Raw genomic sequence first — 15,737 nt, forward strand, 5'->3', positions numbered from 1 at the left:
AGCGCTGGAAGCGCATCACGCCTTCAGCCGGTGCACGAACTTCTTGCGAAACTTCGCGACCTTCGGCCCGACCACCGCCGCGCAATAGCCCTGATTCGGATGCTGCGCGAAGTAGTTCTGGTGATACGCCTCGGCGGCATAGTAGTCGTCGTCGAGCGGCACGACTTGCGTGACGATCTTCCCGCCGTAGATATCCTCGCGCTGCAATTCGTCGATGACTTCGAGCGCCGTCTTGCGCTGCTCTTCGGAATGCGTGAACACGGCCGAGCGATACTGCGTGCCAACGTCGTTGCCTTGCCGGTTGAGCTGCGTCGGATCGTGCGTCGCGAAGAAAATCTCGAGCACCTCGCGATAGCTGATGACCGACGGATCGAACACGACCTTCACCACTTCGGCGTGACCGGTATCGCCTTCACAGACCTGCTCGTAGGAAGGATCGACAACCTGGCCGCCCGCATAGCCCGATTCGACCGACTCCACGCCCTGCACCGCGAGAAACACGGCTTCGGTGCACCAGAAACATCCGCCGCCGAGCGTCGCGGTTTCGAATTTCTCTTGGCTACTCTGAGTCATAAAGCGCCACTCCTCATCAAGTGCTTGCGGCCACGCCGCGGATCATGCATATGGATGCGCGCATCGATTTTTTCAATTTCCGCGACGCGTACGCGATGAGTTCGAGCTTACTGGGTTTGGCTAACTCGCGCCGAAGCCCTCTCGATTGCTGGCGAGTTGCTGGCAAATGGCGGCTACCGGCAGCCGATTCCGATAGAATCGAAACTAATTTCCCGCTTTTACATGACTTCTGAAAAGGTCCTTCCGACTGAAGCGCGACGCGCGGCCGGCTCGGTAGCACACTCTGCCAAATGACACGCGCCAAATCTCCGAACTTCGATCCCACCGCGTTTCGTGCCGCGCTCGGCCAGTTCGCGACCGGCGTCACGGTCATCACGACGCGCACCGAATCCGGCCAGTTGATCGGCATCACCGCGAGTTCGTTCAATTCGGTGTCGCTGAATCCGCCGCTCGTGCTGTGGAGTCTCGCTACGAAATCGGCGTCGATGCCGGTTTTCCGAGCGAACAGTCATTACGTGGTGAACGTGCTGGCGTCGTCGCAACTGGAATTGTGCAAGCGTTTCGCGACAGTCAAGGGCGACCGCTTCGCCGGCGTCTCGCACGCGGCGGGCGATACCGGCATGCCCGTGCTCGACGGCGCGCTCGCGTGGTTCGAATGCCACAACCGCAGCCGCTATGACGAAGGCGATCACGTGATCTTCGTCGGCGAAGTGGAACGCTGCGGCGTGCGCGAAGATGCGAGCGACGTCGCGCCGCTCGTCTTCCAGGCCGGCGGCTTTCACACGCTCGGACCGCTCGAATGACTTACGCGATGTGGCCGCGTCCCGGCTGCTCGATCAGCGCGACGGGCACGCCCGCATCGTCTTTCATCGTCTGAAGCACGATGTTCGAACGGATGTCGATGACGCCGGGCGCCTTGTACAGCTTCGAGAGAATGAAATCCGAATAGTGCTTGAGGTTGTGCGCAAGCACCCGCAGCACGTAATGCGTGTCGCCCGTGACGACGAACGCGCCGACCACTTCCGGCCATTCGCGCACGGCGGCGGCGAACTTCTCGTGCCAGTTTTCCTGGTCGTTGCGCATCGAGACGTGGACGAACGCCTCCAGTTCGATACCGAGCCGCTCGCGGTCGAGACACGCGCGATAGCTCGCGATCACCCCTTCCTCTTCCAGCAGCCTCATCCGGCGCAAGCACGCCGACGGCGAGAGCGAGATGCGCTCCGCCAGGTCCAGGTTACTGATCCGTCCATCTTCCTGCAGTACCGCCAGAATTCGGCAATCTGTTGCATCGAGCGTGAAGCCGGTCATTTTTGAGTCCCCTAGCCCGTTTCATCGAATTATGTTCTAAGCGCGACAGTTTTGGGTGGTTATTTCGCAAGCACTTTTCGAGATGACACGACTATGATTTGACGCATATCCACGCTTTCTGCTAGGGCGCGTCATGACACTTTTCGACATTTCACCGCCGATCGACACCGCGACGCCCGTCTGGCCCGGCGACACGCGCGTCGGCATCGAGCGCGTGTGGCGCATGGAGGCGGGCTCGCCCGTCAACGTCGCGCGGCTCACGCTCTCGCCGCACACGGGCGCGCACGCGGACGCACCGCTGCACTACGACGAGCACGGCGCGCCGATCGGCGAAGTCGCGCTCGATACCTACATCGGTGCGTGCCGCGTCGTGCATTGCATCGGCGCGTCGCCGCTCGTGACGCCTGTGCACGTCGCTGATTTTCTCGGCGACGCGCCTGCGCGCATCCTGTTGCGCACTTACACGAACGCGCCCCTCGACGCGTGGGACAGCAACTTCACCGCGGTCGCGCCTGAAACCATCGACTTGCTGGCGGAAAAAGGCGTGAAGCTCATCGGCATCGATACGCCGTCGCTCGATCCGCATCACTCGAAGACGATGGACGCGCACCGGCGCATCCGCGCGCACGGCATGGCGATTCTCGAAGGCCTCGTGCTCGATGCCGTCGCACCTGGCGATTACGAGCTGATCGCGCTCCCGCTCAAATTCTCGACGCTCGATGCGAGCCCGGTTCGCGCCGTCCTGCGTCCGCTTTCCTGAATGATCTCCAACTATATGGACTTTTCGATGAAACATCGTGACGAAGCCGTGTCGCTCGACCGCGACGATGCCCTGCGCGCGCTGCGCGACCAGTTCGCACTCGCGGACGGTGTGATCTATCTCGACGGCAACTCGCTCGGCGTGCCGCCGAAGGCCGCCGCCGCGCGCGCCGCCGGCGTGATCGCTGCAGAATGGGGCGAAGGCCTGATCCGCAGCTGGAACACGGCGGGCTGGTTCGCGCTGCCGAAACGCCTCGGCAACAAGCTTAGCGCCTTGATCGGCGCGGGCGCGGACGAAGTCGTCGTCACCGACACGATTTCCGCGAATCTCTTCAAGATTCTGTCGGCGGCGCTGAAGCTCGCGAACGAGCGCGATCCGAAGCGCCGCGTGATCGTCTCCGAACGTTCGAACTTTCCGACCGATCTGTACATCGCGCAGGGCCTGATCGAGCAACTGGATCGCGGCTACGAGCTGCGTCTCGTCGATGATCCGTCCGAGTTGCAGACCGCCATCGACGAAAACACCGCGATCGCGATGATCACGCATGTCAACTATCGCACCGGCTACATGCACGACATGGCCGCGCTCACGCAGACGATTCATCGCGCGGGCGCGCTCGCCGTCTGGGATCTCGCGCATTCGGCAGGCGCCGTGCCGGTCGATCTGAACGGCGTCGGCGCGGATTACGCGGTCGGCTGCACGTACAAGTATCTGAACGGCGGTCCGGGCTCGCCCGCGTTCGTGTGGGTGCCGAAGCGCCATCAGAACGCGTTTTCGCAGCCGCTCTCGGGCTGGTGGGGCCACAAGAAACCGTTCGAAATGGACCCGGTGTATCGCCCGGACGACGGCGTCGGGCGCTTTCTCTGCGGCACGCAGCCGATCGTGTCGATGTCGCTCGTCGAATGCGGTCTCGATGTTTTCCTGCAAACCGACATGCAGTCGATGCGCCGGAAATCGCTGGCGCTGGGCGATCTGTTCATCGAGCTGGTCGAAGCGCGTTGCGGCGAATTTCCGCTCTCGCTCGCGACGCCGCGCGAACACGCGCAACGCGGCTCGCAGGTGAGCTTCGAGCATCCGCACGGCTACGAGGTGATGCAGGCGCTGATCGCGCGCGGCGTGATCGGCGATTATCGCGAGCCGCGCATTCTGCGCTTCGGCTTCACACCGCTCTATACGCGCTTCGTCGATGTATGGGACGCCGTCGAAATCCTGCGCGACGTGCTCGCGACCGAAAGCTGGCGCGCGCCCGAATTCGCCGAACGCGCGTCGGTGACCTGAGAGGAATGTCGATCATGAGCAATACGCAAGGCTGCCCTTTCGGCCACGGCGCGAACATCGAAGAGAAAGACTGGCACGGCGCCAAGCTCGATTTCTCCGATTCGATGAGCTACGGCGATTATCTCGGCCTCGATTCGATTCTCAACGCGCAGCATCCGCTGTCGCCGGATCACAACGAGATGCTGTTCATCGTGCAGCATCAGACGAGCGAGCTATGGATGAAGCTCGCGCTCTACGAACTGCGCGCGGCGCTCGGGGCGGTGCATCGCGACGAACTGCCGCCCGCGTTCAAGATGCTCGCGCGCGTGTCGCGCATCTTCGAGCAACTCGTGCAGGCGTGGAGCGTCCTCGCGACGATGACGCCCTCCGAATACACCGCGATGCGGCCGTATCTCGGGCAATCGTCGGGATTTCAGTCGCATCAGTATCGGCAGATCGAGTTCATGCTCGGCAACAAGAACGAGCAGATGCTGAAGCCGCACGCGCATCGGCCGGAGATTCTCGAACAGGTGCGCGAGACGCTCGAAGCGCCCTCTTTCTATGACGAAGTGATCCGCCTGCTCGCGCGCCGCGGCTTCGCTATCGACCCGCAACGCCTCGATCGCGACTGGACGCAGCCGACGACGCACGATCCGTCCGTCGAGGCGGCGTGGCTCGCGGTGTATCGCGATCCGTCGCAACACTGGGATCTGTACGAGATGGCGGAAGAGCTCGTCGATCTGGAAGACGCGTTCCGACAATGGCGCTTTCGCCACGTGACGACGGTGGAGCGCATCATCGGCTTCAAGGGCGGCACGGGCGGCACGGCGGGCGCGTCGTATCTGCGCAAGATGCTCGATGTCGTGCTGTTTCCGGAGCTCTGGCACGTTCGCACCGTGCTTTGAGCTTTTACGCGAGACGCGCGGCGAGCGCCTTCAGCTTCGGCCCGATGGTCTCGCGAAAGTAAGCCTCGCCTATCGACGACGCCGGCCCGCTGCTCGACAGCACGAGCCAGCGTCCGTTGCGCAGGTCGCGGAACGGCGCGGCGATGGCGTTGACGTCGTCGTGCCAGTCGCGGAACGAGTAGCAGCAGCCGTCGCGCTCGAAGTCTTCGATGGCGCGTCGTGCCGCGTCCACCTGCGCCGCGTCTTCGGTCTTTGCCAGTTCGTCCAGAAGCGCGTCGCGGGCCGCGGGCTCCTGCACGGCGAGGTACGCGCGCCCCATCGAGCTCGTGAGCATCGACAGACGCGAGCCGGGCGCGAGTCCGAGCGTCAGCGCCGTCTCGCTGCGAATAGTTTCGAGATAGATCATGTCGAGCCCGTCGCGGCAGCCGAGCGACACCGCCGCGCCGATCTCCCGCGCGAGCGAACGCATGTGCGGGCGCGCGAGCTCCAGCGTGTCCGCGCCCGCCAGCAACGTGAAGCCGAGCGATAGAACGCCGGTGTCGAGCGCGTATTTGCCTGCGGGTTCGTCGAAGCGCAGATAGCCGAGCGTCGTCAGCGTGTAGGCGAGACGATTGACCGTCGCCTTGGGCAAACCCGTCCGGTCGACGAAGTCGCGATTGCCGAGCAGCGTCTCGCCGGGACGGAACGCGCGCAGCAAATCGAGCCCACGCGCGAGCGCGACGACGAACTTGCGCTCATCGATTTCTTCCGACGATACGAGAGGCGCGGAATTTCGGTTGGAGTCGATCGGCATCGGATGATAGACTCAGGATTGATTTGCAAAACATTGTTTCGCTTAGCGGAACTCATGTCAAGCGCCCCGCGCGCCGGCCGGTCAGGAACCCGATCAGCGCACGGCGCTTTACGATGAAATCAGGAGATAGCACATGGCCGACGCCGCCCGTTTCAACTGGGAAGATCCGCTCTTGCTGGATCAGCAGCTCACCGAAGACGAACGCATGGTGCGCGACGCCGCGCACGCCTACGCGCAGGACAAGCTGCAGCCGCGCGTGATGCAGGCGTTTCGCGATGAAAAGACCGACCCGGCGATCTTCCGCGAAATGGGCGAACTGGGCCTGCTCGGGCCGACGATTCCCGAGCAGTACGGCGGGCCGGGCCTGAACTACGTGTGCTATGGCCTGATCGCGCGCGAAGTCGAGCGCGTGGACTCGGGCTATCGGTCGATGATGTCGGTGCAGTCGTCGCTCGTCATGGTGCCGATCAACACCTTCGGCAGCGATGCGCAGAAGGAAAAGTATTTGCCGAAGCTCGCGCGCGGCGAGTGGATCGGCTGCTTCGGCCTGACCGAGCCGAACGCCGGTTCTGATCCGGCCAGCATGACGACGCGCGCGAAGAAGGTGCAGAACGGCTTCTCGCTGTCCGGCACGAAGATGTGGATTTCGAACTCGCCGATCGCGGACGTGTTCGTCGTCTGGGCAAAGCTCGAAGAAGACGGCAAGGACGAGATTCGCGGCTTCATTCTCGAGAAAGGCTGGAAGGGACTTTCTGCGCCCGCTATTCACGGCAAGGTGGGCTTGCGCGCGTCGATCACCGGTGAAATCGTGATGGACGAAGTGTTCGTTCCGGAAGAAAACATTCTTCCGGACGTGCGCGGTCTCAAAGGTCCGTTCACCTGCCTCAACTCGGCGCGCTACGGCATTTCGTGGGGCGCGCTCGGCGCCGCCGAAGCGTGCTGGCACATGGCGCGACAATACACGCTGGATCGCAAGCAGTTCGGCCGGCCGCTGGCGGCGAACCAGCTGATCCAGAAGAAGCTCGCCGACATGCAGACCGAAATCACGCTCGGGCTGCAAGGCGTGCTGCGTCTCGGCCGCATGAAGGACGAAGGCACGGCGGCCGTCGAGATCACGTCGATCATGAAACGCAATTCGTGCGGCAAGGCGCTCGACATCGCACGGCTCGCGCGCGACATGCTCGGCGGCAACGGTATCTCCGACGAGTTCGGCGTCGCGCGTCATCTGGTGAACCTCGAAGTGGTGAACACGTACGAAGGCACGCACGATATTCACGCGCTGATTCTGGGCCGCGCGCAGACGGGCATTCAGGCGTTTTTCTGAACAGGCTTCATTCAAACCGAAAGGGCCGGCACCGATGTGCCGGCCCTTTGTTCTTGTAACTTTCGATGCGCGCCTGAAACTTTTACGGGTCAGATCGTATCCATCTGCAACGATGTCGATGCATGACGAGGCATTGCGCCGTCGCACATGGCGCGCGCGACTGGTACGGAATCTGCGACAGTCCGCGTTACATGACTTAAGCTTCCTCGTCGGCGATCCCATCTTTGGTTACCATTCGCGTAGCCTTACCGATTGGAGCCTTTAATGTCAGAAATCAATAAGGAGCGATTCATGTCGGACATCAAAACCGTTCTCGCTGACGCCGAAGACCTTTTGAAGCAAGCTGCTACCGCCACCGGTGAACGCGCTTCCGAATTGCGCGAAACGGCGCTCACGCGTCTCAAGCAAGCGAAAGAAAAGGCAGCGGACGCGCAGGTCGTCGTGGTCGAGCGCGGCAAGAAAGCGGCGCGCGCCACCGACGACTATGTGCACGAGCATCCGTGGGCGTCCATCGGCATTGCGGCTGGCATCGGCATGGTCATCGGCCTGTTGATCAACCGCAAGTAATCGGGCGTTCCTCAGTCAATGGCCCGCAGATTGCTAAGCTGCATGCTGTCGCGGTCCCCGTTGGACTGAACCGCGAGCGCCTGGCCCGGGCGCGCGGCTCGACACTCGCACCGGCCGGCTGCCTCGCGCGCCGACCGGAATCATAAAAAGGCGGCACCAACGCGCCTCTCGCATTCAAGCCATGACGACAGAACGGCCACAGCAGCAATCGTCGCCCGGACCGCTGCGACGAATTTTGAGCTCCGCCTTCGCCATCTTCGAGACGCGCCTTGAACTCATCGGCATCGAGCTTCAGGAGGAAAAAGAGCGGCTCATCGGCGTGCTTTTCCTCGGGCTCGCCGCCATGATGCTCGCGATGATGGCGCTCATCTCGCTCACCGTACTCATCGCCATCTTCTTCTGGGACACGTATCGCTGGCAGGCGCTCGGCGGCATTACGGTGCTGTATGCGCTGATCGCGATAGCCTGCGGCCTGCGTGCGCGCAGCAACCTGCGCGACGCGCCGAACATGTTCGACGAGACGCTCGACGAATTCCGCAAAGACCGCGACACGTTCCGCTAATCTCCGCGCGCACTCTACCCATGAGCCAACACGACACTTTCAGAACGCCCAAACGCGACAAGACGCAGAAGCTGCGTACGCCGCACATGCGCGCGCTGCGCAAGGAATTGCTGATTGCGCGCGCGGATGTCGAGCGCATGGAGCTGCGGCAAGCCACGTACGACCTGCGCGCGTCGGTCACGCATTTCAGTTTCCTGCGCTTCCTGATGCCGGGCGGCGGCGGATCGCGCCGCTGGGGCAAGCGTCGCGCATCGCCGGGCGGTATCGGCAGCATGCTCGGCTCGCTGCTCGGTTCGGGGAACATGGGCATGCTGCTCAAGCAGTATCCGATCATCGGTTCGGTCGCCTCGCTCGTGCTCACCAAGCCGGTGCGAACGAGGTTGCTGCGCAGCGCGAAGCCCGTGCTCAAGTGGGGCGGTCTCGCGCTCGCCGGATGGGAAGGCTGGCGCATCTATCAGCAGATGAAGTCGGCCGCGCCCGAAACCTCCAACGACGCCGTCGATCCGACGGTGTTCTGACGCCGGCATTTCATCCCCTCCCCGTCCAGCAGGTCGCGGACTGCGCTGCATCGAGCGGCGTGGCGGAGCCTGCCGGATGATTCCAGCGCAGTCCGGTCGCGTCGATGACGAATGCGCCGCATGCGTCGTCGTCCATCGCGCCGGGCACAACGGGCGCCGCTTCGATCGCGTAGCCGCCATTGGTCTGCGACTCCGGCTGTACCGCGACGCGATACACCGCCGTTCCATTCGAGGGCGCCTGATCGAGACCGGCGACAAGCGCGATGCCGTCGCCGCTTTCCGATGTCTGCGCAAGGCGTGCCGTTTCGACGAACTGCACCGCGCGCATCAGTGCGGATACCGCATCGAACCGATGCGCCTTCACCACATGCGTTCGATACATCGGTATGGCGAATGCCGCGATGATCGCCACGACGCCGAGCGCGATCATCAACTCGAGCAGGCTGAAGGCTCTTTCCTTGTTGCGCTGGTTCATGCCCATTCCTCAAAACGGTTTGGCGGCGACGCGCCGCCAGTGTTGCGTGCTGGCGCCATCGTTGACGTCGATGCGAAGCTGAAGCCACGCTTCTGAGTCCACCGATGCGCCAAAGCCCCGCGCGGTGACGAGATACGACGCGCCCGCCCACGATTCGATCAGGCATTGCGGCGTGCGACGCGCGTACGGCCATGCGCTGAACGGCGAGATGGCCGGAGCGGACACACCTTCGAACGAAGTCTTCAGGCGCCAGCGCGACGGCTCGTCGTTCAGCGACGGACCCGCCGCCGGCAGCGCGGACGACAGCATCCGGCTGCATCGGATGAGCGCGCTGTCCGCTGCATGGAACGCCTGAATGCGTTCGCGCGCGGCGACCGTCGCGCGCGCCGCCACGAGCGACGCCTGCAGCCATGCACCTGCGGTGGTCAGCATCATCGCGGCGAGGATGAGCACAATCGGCAACGTGGCGCCGCGGGAGAGGGAACGTCGCTTCATTGCGCGCCTCCGGATGCCGTCGCGGGCGCATTGCGTATCGCGACGCGCCGCCAGAACGCCTGCCGGATGCGGCCGTCATCGGCAGAAGCGGGCGAGCCGGTGCAATCGACGTAGTTCGTTCTTCGCTTCGATTGCGTCGCGAAGCCGCGCACGAGCACGCAAATGTCGGTGGCGTAAGCATCGCGCCAGCGTTCGCGCGCGATGGCCGAAGCATCCAGCGCGGACGGTGACCCCGTCAGCCAGTACGTGACACGGATTCGTTCGATGCCTTCGACCATCGGCTGCGCCTGTTTTCCGCTGCCTTCGCAGTAGAGCTCCGGCTCGCCTGTCGAAGCGCTGGCCTTCGCATAAAAGCGATTCGTGACGATCGGATCGGAGACGGCCTGGCCGATGCAATCCGTCGGCACGCCCGAACTCGATGGCCATGTCGACACGGCATCGGCGGCGTATCGCAGCTGCACGCCGTCGGAGCGGCCGGTGAGCGACTCGCACGATGCGGCCGTTTCCACGCCGACGACCCGGCCTTGCGCGCAGCCGAAGATCGGCGCTTCGACGCTCGCGGTTTTATCGTGACCCGACGCGAATCCCGCCATCTGGATCTGCTGGCCGAGCATGTCGAGCGCGCTCGAAGCGGCGTCGTGAATGCGCGCGGCATCGGCAGCGCGTTCGAACGCGGCGCGTTGTGCGCGATAGAGCGACAGTCATCGTGCGAACGCCACCGCAACGCATGACGTGAGCGGCTTCGCTTGCGGCTCGGGGCATGGATCGGACCGGTCTTCCGCGCGCCAGCTCACGGTCGCGACGTAGACGCCATCGGCGCGATCGGTTATCGCGATTTCTCCCGACGGAAGCATCGACGCCACCCGCGTCTGCCATTGCGACACGACCGCCGCGCGGTCCGCATTGCTGCGCACGCCTTCCGCGATCGAATCGACGACGAGCGACGCGCGTTCTCGCAGCAACGCCGCCCGTTCGCCGCGTGCGAGCGCACTTTGCATGGCGACGATTCCGAGCGCGGTGACCGCCGCGAGCGAAAGCGCGATCATCACTTCGATCAGCGAATCGCCGCGTTGCCCGTTCCAGAGAGTCCGCTTCATGCCGACGCTCCGCAGGCGCCCTGCGTCATGCGCGCCCGCCCGCCTGCCGCGAGCCGGAGGCATCGGCGTGACGCCGGATTCGCGGCGGGTCCGGCGCCGCGCGGCGCGAAATCGAAACTGCGAAATCCGCCGATCACTTGCCCCGATGGCGGCGTGAACGACAGTTCCGTCGACGTCCCCGCTATAGAGACCGAAGTCATCGACGGCTGAATGCGCAGCAGGGCCGGCGAGCCATCGTGGTCGACAAACAAGGCCCATCCACACGACCAGTCGGTGACGCCGTTCTCGCAGCTTCGTCCCGCCGCGAGGCAATGACGCGACGCGTCGATCCGGCAGAGCGTCACGCGCGCGCCGCGTCGCACGGCTTCGGCGCGGCCGAGGGAAAGCGTCGAAAACAGTGCGCGCGCTCGCGCGTCGACCTGATCGCGGGTCTGCCATGCGGAAAACGACGGCGCGGCGAACGTCGCGATGATCGCCATCGCGGCGAGCACCACGCACAGTTCGACGAGCGTGAATCCCTGATTTGAAGCACGGATCATCTGCATGCCTTATCGATCGAGTTGAGCCGAAAAGCTCAATCTAGCGGGAAGGAATGCGCTCCGCCATTAGCCGAACGGACGAGTGTTCACACCGCGCGGAGCCCGGCACACTGCGCGAGCGAACGGGAAAATCAGGCTTGGGAGAAAAACGATGCGAAATGAATCAGCGCTTGCGCGAACTCGATTTCTTCGGCGCGGCACGCCGGAATTCATCGATCACGTCTTCGAATTCGGAGACGTCTTCGAAACGCTTGTAGACGGAAGCGAAACGCACATAGGCGATGGTATCGAGCTGCCGCAACTCGTTCATCACGAGCTCGCCGAGACGCTCGCTCTGCACCTCGCGCTCGCCGCTGCCGAGCAACTGATACTCGATGCGCGACGCGGCGGCATCGATGGCATCGGCTGCGACCGGGCGCTTTCTCAGCGCCAGCTGCATGCTCGCGACGATCTTGCGCCGGTCGAACTCGGTGCGGCTGCCGTCTTTCTTGACGACGGCCGGCAGCGCCAGTTCGACGCGCTCATAGGTCGTGAAACGCTTGTCGCAGGCAGGACAGCGCCGCCGCCGCCGAATGGCCGCGCCATCCTCCGACACGCGAGAATCCACGACCTGGGTATCTTCGTGTCGGCAGAATGGGCAGCGCATCGGCGTTGGGCTCGCGAATTAACGGTAGACCGGGAAACGCTTGGTCAGCTCGGCCACTTGCGTGCGCACGCGCTCGATGGTCGCCTGGTCTTCCGGATTGTCGAGCACGTCGGCGATCAGATTGCCGACGATCTCCGCTTCCTTCGTGCCGAAGCCGCGCGTGGTCATCGCGGGCGAACCGAGACGCACGCCGCTCGTGACGAACGGCTTTTCCGGATCGTTCGGAATCGCATTCTTGTTGACGGTGATGTGCGCGGCGCCGAGTGCGGCTTCAGCAGCCTTGCCCGTGATTTTCTTCGCACGCAGATCGACGAGCATCACGTGGCTTTCCGTGCGGCCCGACACGATGCGCAAGCCGCGCTTCACCAGCGTTTCGGCGAGCACGCGCGCGTTGTCGATCACGCCCTGCTGATACGTCTTGAATTCCGGCGACAGCGCTTCCTTGAACGCGACGGCCTTCGCGGCGATCACGTGCATCAGCGGCCCGCCCTGAATGCCCGGGAAGATGGCCGAGTTGATCGGCTTCTCGAACTCCGACTTCATCAGGATGACGCCGCCACGCGGGCCGCGCAGGCTCTTGTGCGTCGTCGTGGTGACGAAATCCGCATGCGGAACCGGGTTCGGATAGAGGCCCGCGGCGATAAGGCCCGCGTAGTGCGCCATGTCGACCATGAAATACGCGCCGACGCTCTTCGCGATCTTCGACAGACGCTCGAAGTCGATGCGCAGCGCGAAGGCCGACGCGCCCGCGACGATCAGCTTCGGCTTGTGCTCCTTGGCGAGCGCTTCGGTCTTGTCGTAGTCGATGTCTTCGGCGGCGTTCAGGCCGTAGCTCACCACGTTGAACCACTTGCCCGACATGTTGACCGGCGAGCCGTGCGTCAGGTGACCGCCTTCGGCCAGGCTCATGCCCATGATCGTGTCGCCCGGCTTCAGCACGGCGAAGAACACGCCCTGGTTGGCCTGCGAGCCGGAGTTCGGCTGGACGTTCGCGGCTTCGGCGCCGAAGAGCTGCTTCACGCGGTCGATCGCGAGCTGCTCGACGATGTCGACGTACTCGCAGCCGCCGTAGTAGCGCTTGCCGGGATAGCCTTCGGCGTACTTGTTCGTGAGTTGGGAACCTTGCGCCGCCATCACGGCCGGCGAGGTGTAGTTTTCCGACGCGATCAGCTCGATGTGATCTTCCTGGCGGCGGTTTTCCTGCTCGATCGCCTTGAGCAATTCGGGATCGACATTGGCGAGGGTACTTTCGGCTCTGTCAAACATACGTTTTCCGTGAGATCAAAACAGGTTGACCGGATCGCGCGTGCGCCACGTTTGAAGCAGACGCAAAAAACGCTGGAAACCCATGGAGTCCAGGCGCGACGAATGGAAGATGATTCCGGATTCGCGGAACGGACAGCCACCGGCAACGCAGCAACGGCGTGCGGATCTCAGCTGCCCAGGCGAACGGCAAAACGACGCTCCGCGCTTCCTGGTGGGTCGCTCCACCTTGAATCCGAAGATTCTATCGCCAGTCACGCGGGGTTTGAGCGTTGTAGTGTAATGGGCTGTCATGCTTTAGGCAACCGGCTGCCGGGGCAGCCCGATGCGCTCGCGGAAGGCCTAAAAGCACGATCGTTCGCGCCTGCGATTGCTTGCCGCGCCGCATCAATGGAAGTACCCTTTGCGCCGTTGCCGGAGGCGCTCGCGCGTGCGCTCCGGCTTTGCCCATCGCACCTCATTCGGAGTCCGCTCATGATCGTTTTCGTCACCGGTGCGTCTGCCGGATTCGGCGCCGCCGTCGCCCGCACTTTCGTGAAAGGCGGCCATCGCGTGATCGCCGCCGCGCGCCGCAAGGATCGCCTTCTCGCGCTGTCGAACGAGCTCGGCGACGCGCTCTTGCCCGTCGAACTCGACGTGCGCGACGAGAACGCCGTGAGGAACGCGGTCGCGTCGCTGCCCGAGGCGTTCGCGAACATCGACGTGCTCGTGAACAACGCGGGCCTCGCGCTCGGCCTCGAGCCCGCGCAGCGCGCGAACCTCGACGACTGGAAAGGCATGATCGACACGAACTGCACGGGTCTCGTGACCGTCACGCACGCGATCCTGCCGGGCATGGTCGAGCGCAATCGTGGGCACGTGTTCAACATGGGATCGGTGGCGGGCACGTATCCGTACGCCGGCGGCAACGTGTACGGCGCGACCAAGGCGTTCGTGCGGCAGTTCAGCCTGAACCTGCGCGCGGACGTCGCCGGCACCGCGCTGCGCGTGACCGATATCGAGCCGGGGCTGGTCGGCGGCACCGAGTTCTCCAACGTGCGCTTCAAGGGCGACGACGCGAAAGCCGGCACCGTCTACAAGGACGTGCAGGCGCTCACGCCCGAGGACATCGCCGACGCGATCTACTGGATCGCTACGCGCCCGGCGCACGTGAATATCAACGCGATTGAGATGATGCCGATAGCGCAGACGTTCGCGCCGTTGCAAATTCACCGCGATTGAATTGGTGATCTGCCTAAGGATTTGGCGGTCGTGCTTCGGGTTCCGGTAAAATGCCGCCGATGAATATCTGTCAAAAAGCGAGCCGGAACGCGCTTGAGCGCTTCCGCGCGAGCGGAGCGGCGCAAAGGTGAGTGATCCGTTGACTTTCGAGTGGCCGATTCGGGTGTATTACGAGGACACCGACGCCGGCGGAATCGTCTTCTACGCGAACTACCTGAAGTTCTTCGAGCGGGCGCGCACCGAATGGCTGCGCGCGTGCGGCATCGACCAGCAGCGCGTTGCGGATTCGAACGGCATCGTGTTCGTCGTGAGGCGCACGTCGGTCGAATACTCATCGCCGGCGCGTCTGGATGACGTCATTCGTGTCGTGAGCCGTATCGGGCGGCTGGGGCGCGCATCGGTGGATTTTCATCAGGAAGCGTGGCGCGACGGCGTGCTGCTCGCGAGCGGCGACATTCGCGTGGCCTCCGTGGATCGCGCGTCGATCCGTCCGGCTGCCATTCCCGACGCGGTACTCGACGGACTGAAACGCGGCCCGCACGCCGCGTTCGCCAAAGCGCCGTGCGGCGCAAACCAGGATCGAACCTGACCGATGAACGCATCGCATCCCGAAGCGAACACGCTCCGGGAACAGAGGAAGCATTAACGAGCATGAGCCGGTCATGGCGCGGCTTTCGTTTGATTCACAGCCGTTTCACGAAAGCATGACTTTCTGGCCGGACGCCCCTTTCGGGACGTAACAGCGGACCTTTATGAACAATACACAAGACTTGTCGATCATTTCTCTCGTCGTTCACGCGAGCCTGCTCGCGCAGGCGGTGATGGCGCTGCTTCTGCTGCTGTCGCTCCTGTCCTGGACTTTCATTTTCCGCAAGTGGTTCGCGATTCGCCGCGCGCGTGCGCAAACCGAGCGTTTCGAGCGCGATTTCTGGTCGGGCGGCGACCTGCAGGCGCTTTATCAGAGCGCGGCGAACAATCGCCACACCATCGGCGCGCTGGAGCGTATCTTCGAATCCGGCATGCGCGAATTCCTGAAGGGCAAGGAGCGCCGCATCACCGATCCGGGCGCGATCCTCGACGGTTCCCGCCGCGCGATGCGGGCCGCGTTCCAGCGCGAAATGGACGTGCTCGAAGCGAACCTCGCTTTCCTCGCGTCGGTCGGCTCGGTGAGTCCATATATCGGTCTCTTCGGCACGGTCTGGGGGATCATGAATTCGTTCCGCGGCCTGGCCAACGTGCAGCAGGCGACGCTCGCGAACGTGGCGCCGGGCATCGCCGAGGCGCTCGTCGCCACCGCGATCGGCCTTTTCGCCGCGATTCCGGCCGTGGTCGCGTACAACCGCTACGCGCACGATATCGATCGCCTGGCGATCCGCTTCGAGACCTTCATCGAAGAGTTCTCGAACATCCTGCAGCGTCAGGCGCACTAAGAGA

At 63.7% G+C, this 15,737-nt stretch carries 21 protein-coding genes and 1 riboswitch; of the genes, 11 read left to right on the forward strand and 10 right to left on the reverse strand.

Translation table 11 applies throughout. The annotated features are described in order from the left end of the window. Positions 1 to 15 precede the first annotated feature (15 nt). Positions 16 to 573: a peptide-methionine (S)-S-oxide reductase MsrA gene (msrA, locus tag AWB74_RS18915; protein WP_061148267.1), complete on the reverse strand. Its 558-nt coding sequence runs from the start codon at positions 571 to 573 to the stop codon at positions 16 to 18. Between the two features lie 290 nt (positions 574 to 863). Between msrA and AWB74_RS18920 the strand changes: the two genes are divergently transcribed. Then, the gene (locus AWB74_RS18920; RefSeq protein WP_061148268.1) at positions 864 to 1,376 is read left to right on the forward strand and encodes a flavin reductase family protein; all 513 of its coding nucleotides are present in this window, start codon (positions 864 to 866) and stop codon (positions 1,374 to 1,376) included. A 1-nt stretch (position 1,377) separates the two neighbouring features. On the opposite strand, the gene AWB74_RS18925 is transcribed toward AWB74_RS18920, so the two are convergent. Continuing rightward, positions 1,378 to 1,881 (reverse strand): Lrp/AsnC family transcriptional regulator, encoded by a 504-nt coding sequence (locus AWB74_RS18925; protein ID WP_061122571.1) that lies wholly within the window; start codon positions 1,879 to 1,881, stop codon positions 1,378 to 1,380. Between the two features lie 133 nt (positions 1,882 to 2,014). Between AWB74_RS18925 and kynB the strand changes: the two genes are divergently transcribed. The 3 genes from kynB to kynA are packed head-to-tail and all read left to right on the forward strand — an operon-like array spanning position 2,015 to position 4,803. Next, complete coding sequence (gene kynB, locus AWB74_RS18930) at positions 2,015 to 2,641, forward strand: arylformamidase (protein ID WP_061148269.1); 627 nt, start codon at positions 2,015 to 2,017, stop codon at positions 2,639 to 2,641. A gap of 27 nt (positions 2,642 to 2,668) precedes the next feature. After that, positions 2,669 to 3,919: a kynureninase gene (gene kynU, locus AWB74_RS18935; protein ID WP_061148315.1), complete on the forward strand. Its 1,251-nt coding sequence runs from the start codon at positions 2,669 to 2,671 to the stop codon at positions 3,917 to 3,919. Positions 3,920 to 3,933: 14 nt separating this feature from the next. Then, the gene (kynA, locus tag AWB74_RS18940; RefSeq protein WP_061148316.1) at positions 3,934 to 4,803 is read left to right on the forward strand and encodes a tryptophan 2,3-dioxygenase; all 870 of its coding nucleotides are present in this window, start codon (positions 3,934 to 3,936) and stop codon (positions 4,801 to 4,803) included. A gap of 4 nt (positions 4,804 to 4,807) precedes the next feature. Here kynA and AWB74_RS18945 read toward each other — a convergent pair whose 3' ends face one another. After that, entirely contained in the window at positions 4,808 to 5,596 is a 789-nt protein-coding gene (locus AWB74_RS18945) for an IclR family transcriptional regulator (protein ID WP_061148270.1), read from the reverse strand. Positions 5,597 to 5,729: 133 nt separating this feature from the next. Between AWB74_RS18945 and AWB74_RS18950 the strand changes: the two genes are divergently transcribed. From AWB74_RS18950 to AWB74_RS18965, 4 genes are all read left to right on the forward strand, one after another. Continuing rightward, entirely contained in the window at positions 5,730 to 6,920 is a 1,191-nt protein-coding gene (locus tag AWB74_RS18950; RefSeq protein ID WP_061148271.1) for an acyl-CoA dehydrogenase, read from the forward strand. A gap of 264 nt (positions 6,921 to 7,184) precedes the next feature. Further along, positions 7,185 to 7,487 carry a DUF883 family protein gene (locus AWB74_RS18955; RefSeq protein WP_061122567.1) on the forward strand — a complete coding sequence of 101 codons (303 nt, stop codon included), beginning with the start codon at positions 7,185 to 7,187 and terminating at the stop codon, positions 7,485 to 7,487. A gap of 181 nt (positions 7,488 to 7,668) precedes the next feature. Continuing rightward, positions 7,669 to 8,049 (forward strand): phage holin family protein, encoded by a 381-nt coding sequence (locus AWB74_RS18960; protein ID WP_061148272.1) that lies wholly within the window; start codon positions 7,669 to 7,671, stop codon positions 8,047 to 8,049. Positions 8,050 to 8,069: 20 nt separating this feature from the next. Next, entirely contained in the window at positions 8,070 to 8,567 is a 498-nt protein-coding gene (locus tag AWB74_RS18965; protein WP_061148273.1) for a DUF3318 domain-containing protein, read from the forward strand. A gap of 10 nt (positions 8,568 to 8,577) precedes the next feature. Here AWB74_RS18965 and AWB74_RS18970 read toward each other — a convergent pair whose 3' ends face one another. The 7 genes from AWB74_RS18970 to glyA all read right to left on the reverse strand — a co-directional run bounded on the left by AWB74_RS18970 (position 8,578) and on the right by glyA (position 13,085). Continuing rightward, positions 8,578 to 9,042: a type IV pilin protein gene (locus AWB74_RS18970; RefSeq protein ID WP_061148317.1), complete on the reverse strand. Its 465-nt coding sequence runs from the start codon at positions 9,040 to 9,042 to the stop codon at positions 8,578 to 8,580. A 9-nt stretch (positions 9,043 to 9,051) separates the two neighbouring features. Beyond that, a complete protein-coding gene (locus AWB74_RS18975; RefSeq protein WP_061148274.1) occupies positions 9,052 to 9,537 on the reverse strand; it encodes a pilus assembly PilX family protein in 486 nt (161 codons plus the stop codon). Then, positions 9,534 to 10,151 (reverse strand): PilW family protein, encoded by a 618-nt coding sequence (locus AWB74_RS18980; protein ID WP_235024624.1) that lies wholly within the window; start codon positions 10,149 to 10,151, stop codon positions 9,534 to 9,536. Before AWB74_RS18980 ends, AWB74_RS18975 begins: the two co-directional genes overlap by 4 nt. Positions 10,152 to 10,238: 87 nt before the next feature. After that, positions 10,239 to 10,634: a type IV pilus modification PilV family protein gene (locus AWB74_RS18985; RefSeq protein ID WP_061148275.1), complete on the reverse strand. Its 396-nt coding sequence runs from the start codon at positions 10,632 to 10,634 to the stop codon at positions 10,239 to 10,241. Continuing rightward, the gene (locus AWB74_RS18990; RefSeq protein ID WP_061148276.1) at positions 10,631 to 11,179 is read right to left on the reverse strand and encodes a GspH/FimT family pseudopilin; all 549 of its coding nucleotides are present in this window, start codon (positions 11,177 to 11,179) and stop codon (positions 10,631 to 10,633) included. The genes AWB74_RS18985 and AWB74_RS18990 overlap by 4 nt, the downstream gene beginning before the upstream one ends. A gap of 157 nt (positions 11,180 to 11,336) precedes the next feature. Further along, the gene (gene nrdR, locus AWB74_RS18995; RefSeq protein WP_061148277.1) at positions 11,337 to 11,819 is read right to left on the reverse strand and encodes a transcriptional regulator NrdR; all 483 of its coding nucleotides are present in this window, start codon (positions 11,817 to 11,819) and stop codon (positions 11,337 to 11,339) included. Between the two features lie 18 nt (positions 11,820 to 11,837). Then, a complete protein-coding gene (glyA, locus tag AWB74_RS19000) occupies positions 11,838 to 13,085 on the reverse strand; it encodes a serine hydroxymethyltransferase (RefSeq protein WP_061148278.1) in 1,248 nt (415 codons plus the stop codon). 166 nt (positions 13,086 to 13,251) lie between these two features. After that, positions 13,252 to 13,350, reverse strand: a riboswitch (ZMP/ZTP riboswitch). A 206-nt stretch (positions 13,351 to 13,556) separates the two neighbouring features. On the opposite strand from glyA, the gene ydfG reads away from it, so the two are divergent. From ydfG to tolQ, 3 genes are all read left to right on the forward strand, one after another. Beyond that, entirely contained in the window at positions 13,557 to 14,303 is a 747-nt protein-coding gene (gene ydfG / locus AWB74_RS19005) for a bifunctional NADP-dependent 3-hydroxy acid dehydrogenase/3-hydroxypropionate dehydrogenase YdfG (protein WP_061148279.1), read from the forward strand. Between the two features lie 127 nt (positions 14,304 to 14,430). After that, positions 14,431 to 14,892: a tol-pal system-associated acyl-CoA thioesterase gene (ybgC, locus tag AWB74_RS19010; RefSeq protein ID WP_061148280.1), complete on the forward strand. Its 462-nt coding sequence runs from the start codon at positions 14,431 to 14,433 to the stop codon at positions 14,890 to 14,892. 163 nt (positions 14,893 to 15,055) lie between these two features. Continuing rightward, on the forward strand, positions 15,056 to 15,733 hold the full coding sequence (gene tolQ, locus AWB74_RS19015; protein ID WP_008342801.1) for a protein TolQ: 678 nt from the start codon (positions 15,056 to 15,058) through the stop codon (positions 15,731 to 15,733). The last annotated feature ends 4 nt before the right edge of the window (positions 15,734 to 15,737 follow it).

The organism is Caballeronia arvi, from assembly GCF_001544695.2.
GTDB classification, from domain to species: Bacteria; Pseudomonadota; Gammaproteobacteria; order Burkholderiales; family Burkholderiaceae; genus Caballeronia; species Caballeronia arvi.